Raw genomic sequence first — 17,361 nt, 5'->3', positions numbered from 1 at the left:
TATTTACGTTTTAAAGTCTATTCCGGTTACCCTCTTGACCCAATTCTTCGCGAAGAATACGCAAAGCCTTTACTATATTCTTATGAATAGCCGCAACACTTACATTCAATTCTTCGGCCACTTCTTTATATTTCTTATTATGAATATAGCATGCTTCCAATATATGATAATTATAAGGAGTCAACTTTTCCATAGCTTTACGAATACGCAAAACACGAGAATCAGAATGTTGCGAATCGCTTTCTATCATTTTATCAGTTAATTGCGAAGTAAACTCTACATATTCTTCATGGATATTTTGCTTGCGAAGATAGTCAATGCAACGTGTACGAATGATTGTATAAAGATAAGTTTTAGCCGTCGCCTCTTCTATCTTTTCATAATTACGCCACAAATACTCAAAAGCATCACTTACGATATCTCTGCATATCTCAGCGTCATTTATAAAATAATATGCAAAATATACAAACTGTGCATACCATTCATTAAACATTTTGTCAAAAGTAGCCCTGTCATCCATTTAATATCGTATTCTTCTATTATTTTTGGCAGACAAATATACATTAAAACTTAATACGCAGTTGCATTTGCACATCTGCTTTTTTATTTCCACAGATCAAATCATTGCCCGAACCGATCTCATTCCGATCTAAATAGACTGTTTCGCCAAACTTGGTTATGAACAACCAGTGCTTATTCAGTTCATATCTGAGACGGACGCTACAGCGAAATCCACGACCTTGGAAGGACGGTGTGTAGAACGTATAAAGCAATCCGCTTTCCGAAGCATATACGCGCGAATCATAATCCTCTGTAAAAAAGTAACTGCCCTGAACGTCAGCAAACAGCCTGGCCCAAGGCAGTTGGGAGGATATCATTTGTGTAACCTGATATCCTATATTAGCAGCTCTGTCCTGAGAATGAAAATGATTATAATCTAAAGTTGTACGACTGCTTAACACATCTCCTAAAGAATAGTTCAAACGGTAGCGAAGTTGATGGTGAAAAATAGGAAGTGTTAGTGTTCCTTTACTACCTGTCCAATCCCTTTCTTTGCGTTTATAGCGGTACTTCAGATACATGGATAGATAGCTGCGTGGAGTGAAAGTGGCTTGAAGCAATCCGTCTGTTCCGCGAGAGGGTTTATTTACTCTGTATTTTTTCCAAGGAAAGGAAAATAAATCGAATGAGGCGAAGAATTTCCAATAGGCAAAAGGAGAAGTTTCCATGCCGATATAATATCCCTGTTCATTTTGTGTCGTACTTCCTTCACCAAAAGAATGGGCAAACATGGCCCAATAGTTATAAGAATAAAACCGGTGTATCAACATGATTTGAGTGTTTTGAACCGGTGAATACTGCAAACGGTTCAAAGAGGCCCAACCTTGTTTTCCTATGGCCGTCTCTCCTTGAAAAGAAAAACGATGCCAGCGATAAGCATAATCAATCCCCAGATTATAGAAGTTGTTTCCATGAAGATTGTATTTGGAATAGCCTGTTAATTCCGGTTCGTATGGTCGGTTGAAAAGGTAGTAAATACCGGTGATACCCAGTCGAATACGGTTGTGTTGATAACTCACGTGTCCACCTGTTAATTGCATGGTGAATAGGTTCTTTTTATCCGCTTCTTTTTGACTTCGGTGCAGTCCGGTTTTATAGATAGAGGTGATTTCTCCGTCAGTGATTACTCCATCTAATGAACGGTGTGAATAGAAACCGGAAAGATCCCAATCTTTTGCTAAAGAAACAGTGGCAGCTACTCCTCGGAAATAGTTGTATTCGTCGGTAGAAGAATGTTTCTTTATCCCGCTACTACGGCTGTTGAAAGAAGAGGCGTAGATTGTTTTTCCCATCAGATAATCAGTGCTAATCACTAATCCTTGTCCGAAACTAAGCCGATAGTTACCAACAGCTAATGCTTTTAATCGTCCACAATTTTTTAATAACAGATAAAAGGAATAATAATCGTAGCCGTAGCGATTGTGTAAAGCTCCAAAAGGTTCTCCGGCATCTTTTTCAGCAACGACTCCTGCATAGAGTCGGTCACTGTATCGGAAACTGTATTTCACAGAGTTATAAACAGAAGGTCCTAAATAGGTATGTTCATAACCTTTTCGCCTATAAAATGGTATATCAAAGCGAGTTAACAGCTCATTCTTTCCATACTTTGCTGCGCTTTTCAACAGACTTTTCCACCGAAAAGCAGGTTCATTGTTAATAGCTTTTATACAGACAAAAGGTAGTAAATACTGGATTGTTTGCCTATCTATCTCTTCTACCAGTTGAAGTTCATAGATGGTTTTCATCTGTCCGTGTATATAGATGTAGGCCAGCAGATGTTCAATCTGAATATCACTAAGGAAAGGAAACTGTTCGAGTTGTTCACGGGTAGCAACATTCAAATTAACTGGTTCCTGCATACGATTGGAAAGTTCTTCCAATTCATTTTCCCAATTAGGAGTATTAACAGAGTTATCAGTTCCGTTATTAACAGATAAATCTTCAAGAACATCTTCTAAAAGACTTTCGGAAGGGTTTTGAGCACTACAAGCAGGAATTATTAACAGGCTGTTTATAATACTTATCAACCGTAAAAGTTGAATAGTTTTCATCAATAAAATGGTTTATTCTTCCTGCTTTTTAACAGATAAGGCCGCAAAGATACTTTAAATAGGTTAACATCGAAGAGAAATGTCTGAATAATAAAATTTTAATTCTATTTTTGTATCGTGAAAAGAAGGCTTAACATAGTAGTAATGACGCTGTTTGCTATTGTTTGTTGTTCGTTGCGCCTGCAAGCTCAAGATAAACAAAGCATCAATGGATATTTGGTTCCGATGTGTATCTACAATGGAGATACCATTCCATGTGTCCAGTTAAGAACTGTGTATATTTTCCGTCCGTTGAAATTCAAAAATGAAAAGGAACGCCAGGAATATTACCGACTGATTCGCAATGTGAAAAAGGTATATCCTATCTCCAGAGAAATTAACCAGGCCATCATTGAAACTTACGAATATCTTCAGACATTACCCAATGAGAAAGCCCGCCAAAAACATATCAAACGGGTTGAAAAAGGATTGAAAGAGCAATATACTCCCCGAATGAAGAAACTCTCGTTTGCACAGGGAAAACTGTTGATTAAATTAATAGACCGCCAAAGCAATTCTACCAGTTATGAACTGGTAAAAGCATTTATGGGACCTTTCAAAGCGGGATTCTATCAGACTTTTGCTGCATTGTTCGGAGCCAGTTTAAAAAAAGAATATGATCCGCAAGGTGAAGACAAACTAACGGAACGTGTAGTGTTGATGGTGGAGAACGGACAGATCTAAAATCAATCGGCTTATAAGTTTATCAACTTTATAAACTAATTGATCACTACTCAACCATACTAGTTATCATTTCAAGAATTAACAAACTTCCTGTAAGGTATTATTTTCCGGTTTCTCAGAAGTTAATACTTGAGTTCCCAGCTATTAATACGTATCATATAGACTGTTAATACCTGACAACTCAAATATTAACAGCCTGAAAACGAACTATCAACAACTATAATAATAACTACCCAACACCCATAGAATCAACATGGCTCCATATAGTTATAAACAGAACATAGTTATTGATTATAAATGAATTAACTAAGCTATTAACTCGTTATAAACAACTTATTAACCAATCCTGTATTATGACTATTAGTGTAACTTTTTGAACAAATCCCAAATCACAATACCGGTAGTTACGGAAACATTTAGCGAATGTTTGGTACCATATTGAGGAATCTCTATACAGCCATCCGAATGGTTAATAACCTCCTGCTGTACCCCTTTCACCTCGTTTCCCATAACGATAGCGTACTTCTTGGTTTTATCCAGCTGAAGTTCATCAAGCATGATGCTTCCTTCCGCCTGTTCTACAGAATAAACGATATACCCTTCGTTTTTGAGGTTATCAACAGCATCAACAGCGTTATTAACATACTTCCAGTCGACAGTGAACTCTGCACCCAGCGCAGTCTTATGCATTTCAGGGTGCGGTGGGGTAGCTGTTATACCACACAGATAGATACATTCAATACGGAAAGCATCCGAAGTACGGAACACAGAACCTATATTGTGCAAACTACGAATATCGTCCAGCACTACCACCAAAGGCAGTTTTTCAACCTGTTTAAACTCTTCGGCACTGATACGGTTCAGCTCTGTTATTTTCAGTTTACGCATACGTCTTTTCTTTTATTATGTTCTTGTCCACAAAGGTAATTCTTTTCAGTTAACAAGGTGTTGATAACGGTTTAAAACCTGTCAAAACTATCGGCAAAGATTTTGAAAAATAATTCTTGCATTATTCAAAAGAAGATATAAGAGACCTTCGTTATGAACATTCCAAAAAACTAACCCAAAACTTTCTACACAGACATAAACATATTTTTCAGCACTTATCTGCCTGTTTATATCCATAAAGTTTTTAACTTTGCACTTTATCAACAGGGAGTTAATAGCAAACTTCCATTTGACGGCATTTAACGATGCTTTCATTGATAATGAAGCAAGTAGAATAGGATATCTTGCCCTTTACATCAGTTCATAACCGACTCATAAAGCAGAAGTATGGACTAATAACTTATCTGGCAAGAGAAATCGTATTTATTTGCTAACATTATTAACAGGCTATCATCACTAACAAAGGATTTTTTTTTAAAAGGAAAGAAATAAGAATATTATTATGAATGAACTCATAAAGGCTATTAACGAGCTAAAGAAAGAAAAGAATGCAATCATTCTGGGACACTACTACCAGAAAGGGGAAATACAAGACATCGCCGATTACGTTGGCGACAGTTTGGCATTGGCTCAATGGGCAGCCAAAACGGAAGCGGACATTATTGTGATGTGTGGCGTTCACTTTATGGGGGAAACGGCAAAGGTGCTTTGTCCGGACAAGAAAGTGTTGGTACCCGACATGGCGGCAGGTTGTTCGTTGGCGGACAGTTGTCCGGCGGATCAGTTTGCACAGTTTGTCAAAGAGCACCCGGGATACACCGTTATTTCGTACGTCAACACAACAGCTGCCGTGAAAGCAGTGACAGATGTGGTGGTGACTTCCACCAATGCGAAGCAGATCGTGGAAAGCTTCCCCAAAGATGAGAAAATAATCTTTGGTCCGGATAGGAATTTGGGTAATTATATCAACTCTGTTACGAACAGGAATATGTTGCTTTGGGACGGAGCCTGTCACGTGCATGAACAGTTCTCTGTTGAAAAGATTGTGGAATTGAAAGCGCAGCATCCGGAAGCGTTGGTCTTGGCACATCCCGAATGTAAGAGTACGGTTTTGAAACTGGCGGATGTGGTAGGGTCTACGGCAGCATTGTTGAAGTATGCCGTGAACCATCCGGAAAACACGTATATTGTGGCTACCGAATCGGGTATCTTGCATGAGATGCAGAAGAAGTGTCCGCAGACAACGTTTATCCCTGCTCCTCCGAACGATAGTACGTGCGGATGTAACGAGTGTAGCTTCATGCGGTTGAATACGTTAGAGAAGCTCTATGAGTGTTTGAAGAATGAAGCACCGGAAATAACGGTAGATCCGGAGGTGGCTAAGAAGGCAGTGAAGCCGATTCAGCGGATGTTGGAGATTTCGGCTAAGTTGGGATTATAAAGAAATTTGGTTTTTATTATTGTTCTTGAATGAATAACAGTTAGAAACTGTTTTAAAATAATTCAATTCTTTAAAGATAAAAAAATCCTCCCAGTTTATTAACCGAGAGGATTTTTTATTGTTGATTATTGAATCAATTATTTTTTATTTGGATTCTTCCGAACTTTGAAGCATCTGGAACAACTTATCCAACTTCGGAGCCATGATAATCTCCGTACGGCGATTCTTGCTTCTTCCTTCTATTGTTTCGTTGTCATCAATAGGCATATATTCACCGCGGCCGCTAGGCTGAATCTGCAAAGGATTTACATTGTAATTCTTGATGAGGATACGAACTACGGAAGTGGCACGGATCACACTCAAATCCCAGTTATCTTTGAATTGTACAGTATTGATCGGTTTGTTGTCCGTATGTCCTTCGATAAATACGTCGATGTCCGTCTGTTTGTTCAATACTTCGGCCAGTTTGCCGAGAGCTTCCTCTCCACGTTTATCTAGGCGGGCACTTCCTGACTGGAATAATAATTTGTCGGACATCGCTACATATACTTTTCCGTCTTTTTCGCGAACGGTCAGCTCGTCAGTACTAAAACCAAGTAATGCATCTTTTACATTACTCAAGAGATTTTGTACCTTATCATTCTGTGCCTTAATCATGTCCTGCAATTCATTGATCGTGCGTTCTCTTTCGTTCAGCTCATTTTTCTTCTGGCTCAACAGCGCATTCAGTTTTTCCTGTTCAGTCATGTTGACATTCAACATACTCTGATATTGGCGGATACTGTTCCCCATCTTGGTCGTATCACGCAAGAGGTTTTTGACTTGTGCCGATAGCTGGTTACCAACTTCGCGGGAGTTATTCAACAACCCTTGCAGACTGTCTTTGCTTGCGGTGGCTGCCATCTCTGCAAGCATGAACTTCTTTTTTGTTACACACGAAGTACACAATAGGAGCGTAAGTAAAGTAAATAAAGTAATTTTCTTCATTGTGTTTTATATTTTAAGTGGGTATGTATAATCAGCTTTGCAGAAACTCACAAAGTTTCTGTACAGCCAGTGCGCGATGGCTGATTTGGTTTTTTATATCATTTCCCAATTCGGCAAAAGTCCGGTCGTAACCTTCAGGCATGAATACAGGATCGTAGCCAAATCCGGAATCACCACGTTTTTCTTTGATTATTTCGCCTTTTATCACTCCTTCAAAGAGATACTCCTTTCCGTCCAGTATCAACGAAATAGCGGTGCGGAATTGTGCTTTACGGTTTTCTTTTCCGTCCAGTTCGTGAAGAAGTTTGAGCATATTTGCCTGGGCGTCGTGTCCTTCACCTCCTGCATAGCGGGCGGAATAGACTCCGGGAGCTCCGTTCAAGGCTTCCACTTCCAATCCCGTATCATCGGCAAAACAATCCAGATGATAGTTTTTGTAGATATAGGAAGATTTTAATAACGCATTTCCTTCCAGTGTTTCAGCAGTTTCGGGAATATCCGCTTGGCAACCGATATCATTGAGACTTAATAATTCTACTTGATCTCCCAGGATAGCGGCCACTTCTTCCAGTTTATGAGCATTATTGGTAGCAAATACAAGTTTGCGTTTCATCATCTTATTTTTTGTTTTAACAGGGTTGTTCACTACTTATCAACCGGTTATTATTTCACTTTCAGCTTATCGAATCCTTCGCCATACACACCGATAACGGAACTTTGAGAGATAAAAGCATTCGGATCAATGCGTTTTACCAAACGGAAAATTTCGAGTGACTGACGTTTCTTGGCAAGTACTACCAACACTTTCACATTGGTTTTACTGTACCATCCCGTACCGTCGAGTACCGTTACTCCCCGGTCGGCGTCTTTAATGATACGGTCGGCTATTTCATCATATTTCTTGGAGAAGATGAAGAATTGAACCGATTGACGGGCACTGTTGATAATCCAGTCGAGCACAACACCAATAATAAACAGGGTGACAAAACCGAAAATAACCCGGCGCCAATCATGAAATATAAAGTAACAGGAGCTGATAATGAATACATCACAAATCATAATCATTCGCCCGAGTGATACATCTTTGTATTTATTGACGATGGCTGCGATAATATCTGTTCCACCCGTACTTCCATTGTAGTTGAAAGTGATACCGAGGCCTACACCGCACATGGCTGCACCAATAATACAGGCCATGAAATCCTGTCCTGTACCGAGCAACAGCGGCTTACCGTCCGGCGTCATATCCGGTGCTTCTACGTAATTGTTCACCACCAACTGGAATAACCAAAGCAGAAAAGTCAGCGTAAAAATAGCATAAGTCGTTTTTATACTGAATTTCGGACCCAATATCCGGATGGCAAACGTCATCAGAACTGCATTGATAATGAAGTATGACCACTGAATTGGAAATCCTGTTGCATAATAGATAATAGCTCCGATACCGGTAGTTCCTCCGGTAGTTATCTGATAAGGTAACAGGAATGCAGCCCATCCCAAAGAATAGCTTATCAATCCGAGAGTGATATAGATGTAATCTTTCACTTCTCTCATTATTTCCGCTTTTGTCAGTTTATGCATGGATTTTAAGTTCAAGTATTAAGTAATAAGTATTAACCTGACGGATATATTTGGAAAACGACTATGGATAATACTTATTACTTAATACTTATTGTTTTATACTTAATACTTTAAATTACAACGTTTACAATCTTTTTCGGAACGACAATGATCTTTTTCGGAGTCTTGCCATCAATCCACTTCTGTGAACGTTCGTCTGCCAATACTGCGGCTTGGATAGCGTCCGAAGCTTCATCTGCTGCAAATTCCATATTGAAACGTGCCTTTCCGTTGAAAGAGATGGTATAGTTGATAGTATCTTCTTTCAGATATTCTTCGTTGTATGCAGGCCATTGGGCGTCGCATACGGAAGTTTCGTGTCCCAATACATCCCACAACTCTTCGCAGACATGTGGAGCGAAAGGAGCGAGAGTGATAACGAGCTGTTCCAGAATCTCTTTTTTGCTACATTTCAGGTTGAAGAGTTCGTTTACGCAAATCATGAATGCGCTGATAGATGTATTGTAAGAGAACTGTTCAATATCACCTGTCACCTTCTTAATCAATTTATGAAGGCTTTTCAATTCTTCTTTCGTTGCAGGTTCGTCTGTCACCAGATATTCGTCTGTACGGCTGTAGAACAACGACCAGAATTTACGGATAAAACGGTGTACACCGTCGATTCCGTTTGTATCCCACGGTTTAGACTGTTCTACCGGGCCAAGGAACATTTCATACATACGAAGTGTATCCGCACCGTATTTCTCAACAATCATATCCGGATTGACTACATTGAACATAGATTTACTCATCTTTTCAACTGCCCATCCGCAAACATATTTTCCGTCTTCGAGGATAAATTCGGCTGTTTTATATTCAGGACGCCATGCTTTGAATGCTTCCAAATCCAAAACATCATTGGATACGATATTTACATCCACATGGATAGGAGTAACTTCGTACTGATCTTTCAGGTTCAGCGAAACGAAAGTATTGGTATCTTTGATACGATATACAAAGTTGCTGCGGCCTTGAATCATTCCTTGGTTTACTAACTTTTGGAAGGGTTCTTCCATTACAGACACACCCATGTCATACAGGAATTTATTCCAGAAACGAGAATAAATCAAGTGACCTGTTGCATGTTCGGTACCACCTACATATAGGTCTACATTTTTCCAGTACTGGTCAATTTTCGGATCAACTAATGCCTGATGGTTATGCGGGTCCATGTAGCGGAGATAGTAAGCCGAAGAACCGGCGAATCCCGGCATGGTGTTCAGTTCCAGCGGGAAGACGGTTACATGGTCGATCTTCTCATTTTCTACGACACATTTGTTTACTGTATTCCAAGCCCATTTAGTTGCGTGTCCCAATGGAGGCTCACCTGTTTCGGTAGGCAGGAATTTAGCGACTTCCGGAAGTTCCAGCGGCAGGCTGGCTTCGTCAATTATATAGGGCATTCCGTCTTTGTAGTAAACAGGGAACGGCTCACCCCAGTAACGTTGGCGAGAGAAAATAGCGTCACGCAGACGGTAGTTCACTTTCACACGACCCAGATTGTGCTCTTTTACATATTTCTTGGTTGTCTCTATCGCTTCTTTGATGGTCAGTCCGTTCAATGAAAGATCACAGTAAGGAGTGACATCAAGACGCGGAGAGTTGCAAACAATGCCTTCTTTTGCATCGAAACTTTCTTCGCTTACATCACAGCCTTCTACCAACGGACGGATTTCTAATCCGAAATGTTTGGCAAATGCGTAGTCGCGGCTATCATGAGCAGGTACAGCCATAATAGCTCCTGTTCCGTATCCGGCCAGTACGTAATCGCTGATCCATACGGGTACTGCTTCACCTGTGAACGGATTGATAGCATACGAACCGCTGAATACACCGGTAACACTACGGTCGGCGATGCGTTCACGTTCCGTACGTTTTTTGGTACGGTCGAGGTAAGCGTCTACTTCTGCTTTTTGTTCAGGAGTCGTTAATTGTACCACCAATTCACTTTCCGGAGCTAATACCATAAAGGTAACACCGAACATGGTATCTGCACGAGTGGTGAAAATTGTGAATTCGAGATCACTGTCTTTTACTTTGAATTGCACTTCAGCACCTTCCGAACGTCCGATCCAGTTTCTTTGGGTTTCTTTCAGAGAATCTGTCCATTCGATCGTGTCCAATCCATCAAGCAAGCGTTGTGCATACGCAGATACACGCAAACACCATTGGCGCATTTTCTTCTGGATAACAGGAAAACCGCCACGTTCGCTGACTCCGTCTACTACCTCGTCGTTAGCCAGTACAGTTCCTAACTCGGCACACCAGTTTACCATCGTTTCGCCCAGATAAGCGATGCGGTAGTTCATCAGGATTTCTTGCTTTTCTTTTTCGCTTTTGGCGTTCCACTCTTCGGCAGTAAAGCTGATATCTTCGCTGCAAGCGGCATTGAGTCCTTCGTTTCCGTAGATGGCGAAGGCTTTTTCCAGTTCTTCGATAGGACGGGCTTCCTGTTCATCGTTACAATAATAGCTGTTGAACATTTTTTGGAAGGCCCATTGGGTCCAATGATAATATTCCGGGTCGCAAGTACGGATTTCACGGTTCCAGTCGAAAGAGAAACCTATTTTGTCCAACTGCTCGCGGTAGCGGTCGATATTGTTGACGGTAGTGATAGCAGGATGCTGTCCGGTCTGGATAGCATATTGTTCTGCCGGCAAACCGTAAGCGTCATATCCCATTGGGTTGAGTACATTGAAGCCCTGCAGTCGTTTGTAACGGGCGTAAATATCCGAAGCAATGTATCCCAGCGGATGACCTACGTGTAGACCAGCTCCTGATGGGTAAGGAAACATGTTTAGTACATAAAATTTTTGCTTCGAATCATCTTCCGTAACTTGGTAGGTTTTCTCTTCTACCCACCTTTTCTGCCACTTCTTTTCAATTTCTCTGAAATTGTACTCCATAGTGATAAAGTTTTTATTTATAGTGATTTATACTGTTATTTCTAATTCGAGGCACAAATTTACGTGTTTATTTTCAGATAACCACGCTTTCCCTATTGACTTTCTTCTTTTTATTTTGTATATTTGAGGTCAATAATGATAAAGAAATAACAATGAAATATATAAATTTTATTACATAAAATTCAATAGGTTAATATGCGAATTGCATAACGAGGATAACGAATGGGCAAGAAACTGTGAAGGTTCTTGCCCATTTTTGTTGCAATAATTCTATTTTAGGTATTGAAAGTGTCAAAAAAGAGTTTATAATAAACTTGGATACCGTTTATAATAAACCTCTTCATTATTTATTAAAAACTTGAATAGAGTTTATTCGATTTCGAGAATTTCGTGTAAAGAAGAAAGAATGATTGCAATGAATAACCGGCATCTTCTTTTCTTTTTTAATAAATAATTTATACAATATACTGAATGAGTGTATTGATTATATTATTTTACAATATGTCATTGTTTTGCTCGGTAATTGATCATTCAACGTAAAAAGCTCCTGTTGTCTGTTCAATCAGTTCGGACTTATGAGTCAGTTCCGGATTGAATAGAAACCATCATTGAGTCAAAAAAAATGCAGAAATCGTCTGTCATATCATATAATTCTGTAATTTTGTTGTGCAAGCCCTGTAAAACTAAAACTGCATTTCCAAGTTAATCTTTTAATACTAAAAAATACATATAAGTATGAAAATGAATCTTCATTGTTTTGCGAATCTTATCCCGATAATGATTCTCGCGCTTTTCTCGAATAGCGGACTGATAAACGCAACCGAAGTCGGAAAACGTACTGACGCATTGGAAGCATCAGCTTGGAACGAATCCCAATGGATTTCCGCAGTAGACGCCCCTGTAGTGAAAGGACATAACAACGGTCGCGCAGCCGATGGCGCGAGTTGGTTCGTGTCCACCGTGAAAAACGAACAGAAAATTGTCTCTGCCAAGTGGATGACCGCTGGACTGGGAGTTTACGAGTTGTATGTGAATGGGAAACCCGTAGGCGGGGAATTTCTGAAACCGGGCTTCACACACTATGCCAAGACCAAACGTTCTTTCACCTATGATATTACAGACATCATCCGTACCAAGCCAAACGCCGAGAACATGCTCTCCGTACAGGTGACGCCGGGATGGTGGGGTGACAAAATCATAACCCCCGGAGGATATGACGGCATGATAGGCAAGAAATGTGCCTTCCGTGGTGTACTGGAACTAACTTTTTCTGACGGAACCAAAAAGCGTTACGGTACTGACCTTAAAAACTGGAAAGCCGGAATTGCCGGCCCGGTGAAACATGCCGGTATCTTTGACGGAGAAGAGTACGATGCACGCGAACCGATGGGCTACGAATGTGTGGACAAACTTTCCATACCCGAAGAGAACACCGAATTCTCCGGCGACATCCTGCCTTCGGACGGAGCGGAAGTCTATCTGCGTACAGATCTCGCCCTCGCTCCTGTCAAAGCATACGTTTGGAAGAATGTAGAAGGAGCAAAGGAGAATGAGTTCGGTAAGGTAATTATCGCCCGTGAGTTCGCATCGGGTACGGAGATGACCGTAAGTCCGGGAGAGACGTTAGTGGTGGACTTCGGACAAAATTGTGCCGGCGTACCTTCTTTCGTATTCAAAGCCGCCGAGGGAACGGTGCTGACCTGCCTTCCTGCAGAGCTGCTCAATGATGGCAACGGTGCCAAGATTCGTGGCATGGACGGTCCGGAAGGAAGCTGCCATCGCGAAAACCTGCGCATCCCCCACACCGGCATCCGTCTGGATTACACCTTTGCTGGCGGAGATAACTATGTGGCCTATTATCCTCGCTGCACCTTCTTCGGTTACCGCTATGTCTCCATAACTGCCACCGGGAATGTTGCCATCAAGTCGTTGAAGTCCATCCCCGTTACTTCCATCGCAAAGGAACTGGAGACCGGCACTATCACCACAGGCAACGACCTTGTGAACAAGCTCATCTCCAACACTTATTGGGGACAGCTATCCAACTACCTGTCCATACCCACCGACTGTCCGCAACGCGACGAGCGTCTGGGCTGGACAGCAGACACACAAGTGTTTGCAGAAACCGGTACGTTCTTTGCTAACACCATGAAGTTTTTCCATAAGTGGATGCGTGACATGCGCGACACCCAGAATAGTTTGGGCGGATTCCCTGGAGTGGCTCCCTTGGCACAATACGGTGATGAGAAAATGCGTTTGGGTTGGGCTGATGCCGGAATCATTGTGCCCTGGACGGTATGGAAGCAATTCGGTGACACGCAAATTATTGAGGAGAGCTGGAACGCCATGGACCTGTTTATGAACCACATCAACGACACCAAGTATAACCACGAGACTCTCTGCGGTGAGAACGGCAACTACCAATGGGCCGACTGGTTGAGCTACGAACCACTGGAAAGTTGTAGCGGACTCGCTTTCTCTCCCCAAGGCCCGCTTCCTGATGCCGTCAGCTATTGGAACTATTTGAGCGCTTCCTACTGGGTAATAGATGCTTTCATGATGCGAGATATGGCTGCCGCCACCGGTCGCGATGCTGCCAAGTACCAGCAAATGGCTGATTCGGCAAAGGCATACATCAAAGAGAACTTCCTCAACGAAGACGGCACCTTCAAAACCGCCATCCTCAACACCATGCAAACTCCTGCCTTATTTGCCCTAAAGAACCAGCTTTTGGAAGGCGAAGCCAAAGCGAAGATGATAGACCGCCTGCGTGAAAACTTCGCACAGCACGATCTTTGCTTGCAGACCGGATTCTTGGGAACATCCATTCTCATGGCTACCCTCACGGAGAATGGCATGGAAAACATTGCCTATGAACTCCTCTTTCAACGTAAGAACCCAAGCTGGCTATACTCTGTGGACAATGGAGCCACCACCATTTGGGAACGGTGGAACAGCTATATGATAGACAAAGGAATGGGACCACGCGGTATGAACAGCTTCAATCATTATGCCTACGGATGCGTATGTGAATGGATTTGGGAAACCGTTGCCGGCATTGCAGCCGATCCTGCTACTCCCGGCTTCAAGCATATCATTATGAAGCCCATTCCAGACAAGCGATTAGGACACGTGACTGCCGAATACCGTTCCGCCTCCGGACTCATCAAGAGCGCCTGGAAATACGAAGGAGACACCTGGATTTGGGAATTCACCATTCCTAAGGGTGTTACCGCTACCGTAACTCTTCCTGGAGAGGTGAAGTCAAAGGAGTATGGAAGTGGAACTTACAAGGTGACTAAATAAAGTATGTAATTGCGATAGTTTCTCATGTAGAAATTGATATTAAGGAGATGTGTAGAAACTCTCTTTTAACGTGATTACCCTCATTACAGCTATTTGTGATGAGGGTAATTCTTCATTTTTACAATATATGGTTATATCTTGTCTTTCTCTTCTTTTTCTATCATCTCGTCGTAATATGTTATGCGTGCAGCACATTCTCGGATAGTCACTTCGCGCAGCACCTCTGTTCGTGCCAGCATATACTCGTATTCCTCTTTGTTGACGGTGAACAGCCGGTTGTATCGCGCTTCGATATATGCCCTGCATAATTTATCAAATGCTTTATTATCTTCGAAAGTATTGGTAGGAAACACATTAGCAAATCCTCGTGAACAGCTTCTGACCATCGCTCCCAGTACTTTTAATTCATGAGATTTAGGGCGAATTCCGTTATACACAAGCGTAAATGATTTGTAGAAGCGCTCGCAGGCTTGATGTAATAAGAAAGAACCTAATTTATAGTCTCCATCTTCATAGGCTAGTTCGCCATGTCTTAAGAATCCTTCTGCTAAAGGAAAACATTCTTCATATTCTTCCTCTGCATATTGCTTAATCTCCCGATACGGCAACTTTTCAGGTTTGCCAATATGAAACGTACCATTGTCATACAACAGAATTCCGTCTTTTATAATTTCATAAAAGAAATAATGCTTCCTTCTTATAGCTCTATTAATGGTCACTGGAGTTTCTACAATAATATTAGGCGGTGCCGGATGTCGCTTTCCTTCCATTCTTGTATCATATTTAGGAACGATCACCTCGCGCGCATGCCTCTCTGCTTTATTTGCGTCTCTCGTATCACATATCACCAGAATATCCAAATCACTTTGGTAGTAAGTAGTTACTCCACGTTCGTCGTATGTTTCATCCCAGATGACATATTTTCCCCGTGCATAACTTCCATACAAGATAATCATACGCACATTCGTAAGATTCGACAATATCAGCTCTTGTAACACCGCCAACTCTTCTTGCGTGCGTTTGGGCAAACGTTTTATTGATCTTTTCATATTGTTAGCCTATCTGTTAAACCTCTTCACATATCGGCATATCCATTCCTTTGTACACAACCACAATCTTATGAAGCTGTGTAGTGCCGACTGCTCTCTTTACCGTATCAGTGTCAGCATAACGATTCGCTTGGGCAATAGCTTCCTGTCGCAGTTCTTCCACGCGGCTTTCGGGATCTTTATACTTGGCATACTTCAGTTCTACAATATAGCTGTGCTTCATGTCGGAATAGATGTCCAGTAGCGGACAGAGGAAAATATCGACATAACCTGCCTGTGTGTCCTGTTCGGAAATGGGACGGTAGAAACGGTTTTGTGCCGTCATGGCAAGCGTAAAGCCGTGGACAAAAAATTCACCTTTCTGTTTGTCGCGCTGGGAAGTGTAGCGTTTCAGGCAGTCGGCAATATAACCGAAATAGGCTTTCCAGTCTCCATCGTAGGCAAGAGCACTGGCAAGTTCGTTTTTTTCGTAACTACTGAAATTGAGTTCGGCTTCATTATAGGTACTTAGCAGATAAGTGTAGATTTGTTCGCGGACTACCTGATTAGGGATGGTGAGTTTGGTCTTTCCTTTATACGTGCCGCTAATGGTGAGCATACCGAAATAGTAGAGCAGGCTCACAAAGTTGTCGGGGTTGGTGATATTGACGGCAGGAAAACCTTTTTTCAGTTCTCCGGTGACGTAGCCTTCGCTCACCAATGTTTGTATGATGGAGGCATCATGAGCAAACTCTTTGTCCTTCCGGATGAGCATACGTAATTTTTCGTAGTCGATACGGATATTGTCTTCTACCATATCCCGGGGGGCTTTGCCTCGTTGAATATAATTCTTGACGAAGTAGAGTACCATGTTAGAGTTGTACATAGTGGTTTCACCATAACATTCTTCCGCAAAGCAGTAGTTGTCATACCAAGGTTTCATTATTTCTATCAGTTCGTCCACACTGTGGTTGAATGGACTGGTGGTGGAATAGTAAGTGAGCATTTGGCGCACTTCTTCTTCCGTGAAACCTATCATTTCGTTGAATTCCGGTGTGAGCGAGTAGTTGGTTCCGATATTGAAACCACTTGTGAGGTCGTCCATTGTCACGGGGCTTACGCCGGTAATGAAACAACGCTCAATGCTGGAATAGGTTCCAGCTTTAATTTTATTGAAGAAGGCGCGCAGATAACCTTCGCCATGTGTTTCGTCCGTATAGCGGTGCAGGCTTTCTATATCCGAGAGGATGGCATTGGTGAAATGGTCGTATTCGTCAATAAAGAGGTAAATACGTTGGTTGGTCTTATTACATTCTGTGAACAGGTATTCAAATTGTTCGACAGCTCCTTCTTTTTTGTCGAGTTCTTCCTTGATGCCTTTGGGGAGATAGTCGGCGTAAATGTCACAGAAATAGTCGAACATTGTTTGGCAATGCGCGTCCAGTCCTTTGCGGTAGTTGTGCAGTTCGCCTACTATTCCGGAGAAGTTGAGGTATAGTACCAGATAGCTGTTTCGGTCGCGCGTAGGGTGCTTTCCGATGTAAAGATCGCTAAACAGCGCTTCGAATTTATCCTTGGCAAGTATATCGTAATAGTGCTGCAACATATTTACTGTGAGGCTTTTGCCGAAACGGCGCGGACGAATAAAGAAGAAAAACTTGTCCGCCTCTTCTATCATGGGTATAAACCGGGTTTTGTCTACATAATAACAGTCGTCGCGGCGGATTACTGCAAAGTTCATCATGCCGTATGGGATACGTTTCCTGTCCGGTGCTATATATTTTTCCATAACTTATACCTTATTTTAGGAACTTTCTTTGAACATAAACAAAGGTACGGGCTTTTTGTTA

Annotated in this window: 12 protein-coding genes; 3 read left to right on the top strand and 9 right to left on the bottom strand. The window is 41.8% G+C overall.

The window, feature by feature from the left end; genetic code table 11:
• Window positions 1–10: 10 nt before the first annotated feature.
• Both BSCG_RS19710 and BSCG_RS19715 read right to left on the bottom strand, forming a co-directional pair.
• Entirely contained in the window at window positions 11–520 is a 510-nt protein-coding gene (locus BSCG_RS19710) for a sigma-70 family RNA polymerase sigma factor (protein ID WP_008775353.1), read from the bottom strand.
• Between the two features lie 43 nt (window positions 521–563).
• Complete coding sequence (locus tag BSCG_RS19715) at window positions 564–2,612, bottom strand: helix-hairpin-helix domain-containing protein (RefSeq protein ID WP_008775352.1); 2,049 nt, start codon at window positions 2,610–2,612, stop codon at window positions 564–566.
• 144 nt (window positions 2,613–2,756) lie between these two features.
• Here BSCG_RS19715 and BSCG_RS19720 point away from each other — a divergent pair, with 144 nt between their 5' ends.
• The gene (locus BSCG_RS19720) at window positions 2,757–3,335 is read left to right on the top strand and encodes a DUF4294 domain-containing protein (RefSeq protein ID WP_032849390.1); all 579 of its coding nucleotides are present in this window, start codon (window positions 2,757–2,759) and stop codon (window positions 3,333–3,335) included.
• Between the two features lie 360 nt (window positions 3,336–3,695).
• Here BSCG_RS19720 and BSCG_RS19725 read toward each other — a convergent pair whose 3' ends face one another.
• Window positions 3,696–4,223, bottom strand: a complete 528-nt coding sequence (locus BSCG_RS19725; RefSeq protein WP_004298728.1) for an RNA methyltransferase — start codon at window positions 4,221–4,223, stop codon at window positions 3,696–3,698.
• A gap of 502 nt (window positions 4,224–4,725) precedes the next feature.
• Here BSCG_RS19725 and nadA point away from each other — a divergent pair.
• Window positions 4,726–5,664 (top strand): quinolinate synthase NadA, encoded by a 939-nt coding sequence (gene nadA / locus BSCG_RS19730; RefSeq protein ID WP_004298721.1) that lies wholly within the window; start codon window positions 4,726–4,728, stop codon window positions 5,662–5,664.
• Between the two features lie 144 nt (window positions 5,665–5,808).
• Here the strand turns inward: nadA and BSCG_RS19735 are convergent, their stop codons facing one another.
• The 4 genes from BSCG_RS19735 to leuS all read right to left on the bottom strand — a co-directional run bounded on the left by BSCG_RS19735 (window position 5,809) and on the right by leuS (window position 11,177).
• Window positions 5,809–6,651, bottom strand: a complete 843-nt coding sequence (locus tag BSCG_RS19735) for a flagellar motor protein MotB (RefSeq protein ID WP_008775350.1) — start codon at window positions 6,649–6,651, stop codon at window positions 5,809–5,811.
• 31 nt (window positions 6,652–6,682) lie between these two features.
• Entirely contained in the window at window positions 6,683–7,264 is a 582-nt protein-coding gene (locus BSCG_RS19740) for a non-canonical purine NTP diphosphatase (protein WP_008775349.1), read from the bottom strand.
• 50 nt (window positions 7,265–7,314) lie between these two features.
• A complete protein-coding gene (locus BSCG_RS19745; RefSeq protein WP_008775348.1) occupies window positions 7,315–8,232 on the bottom strand; it encodes a YitT family protein in 918 nt (305 codons plus the stop codon).
• A gap of 110 nt (window positions 8,233–8,342) precedes the next feature.
• A complete protein-coding gene (gene leuS, locus BSCG_RS19750; RefSeq protein WP_008775347.1) occupies window positions 8,343–11,177 on the bottom strand; it encodes a leucine--tRNA ligase in 2,835 nt (944 codons plus the stop codon).
• Between the two features lie 735 nt (window positions 11,178–11,912).
• Here leuS and BSCG_RS19755 point away from each other — a divergent pair.
• Window positions 11,913–14,483 (top strand): family 78 glycoside hydrolase catalytic domain, encoded by a 2,571-nt coding sequence (locus BSCG_RS19755; RefSeq protein WP_008775345.1) that lies wholly within the window; start codon window positions 11,913–11,915, stop codon window positions 14,481–14,483.
• 131 nt (window positions 14,484–14,614) lie between these two features.
• On the opposite strand, the gene BSCG_RS19760 is transcribed toward BSCG_RS19755, so the two are convergent.
• Together BSCG_RS19760 and BSCG_RS19765 are read right to left on the bottom strand one after the other, a co-directional pair.
• Entirely contained in the window at window positions 14,615–15,532 is a 918-nt protein-coding gene (locus BSCG_RS19760; RefSeq protein ID WP_008775344.1) for a HEPN domain-containing protein, read from the bottom strand.
• A gap of 16 nt (window positions 15,533–15,548) precedes the next feature.
• Complete coding sequence (locus BSCG_RS19765; RefSeq protein ID WP_004308435.1) at window positions 15,549–17,300, bottom strand: AAA family ATPase; 1,752 nt, start codon at window positions 17,298–17,300, stop codon at window positions 15,549–15,551.
• Window positions 17,301–17,361 lie beyond the last annotated feature (61 nt).

The organism is Bacteroides sp. 2_2_4 (assembly GCF_000157055.1).
GTDB classification, from domain to species: domain Bacteria; phylum Bacteroidota; class Bacteroidia; order Bacteroidales; family Bacteroidaceae; genus Bacteroides; species Bacteroides ovatus.
Note: the sequence above shows the minus strand (reverse complement) of the source record. Positions and strands in the feature narration are given on the sequence as shown.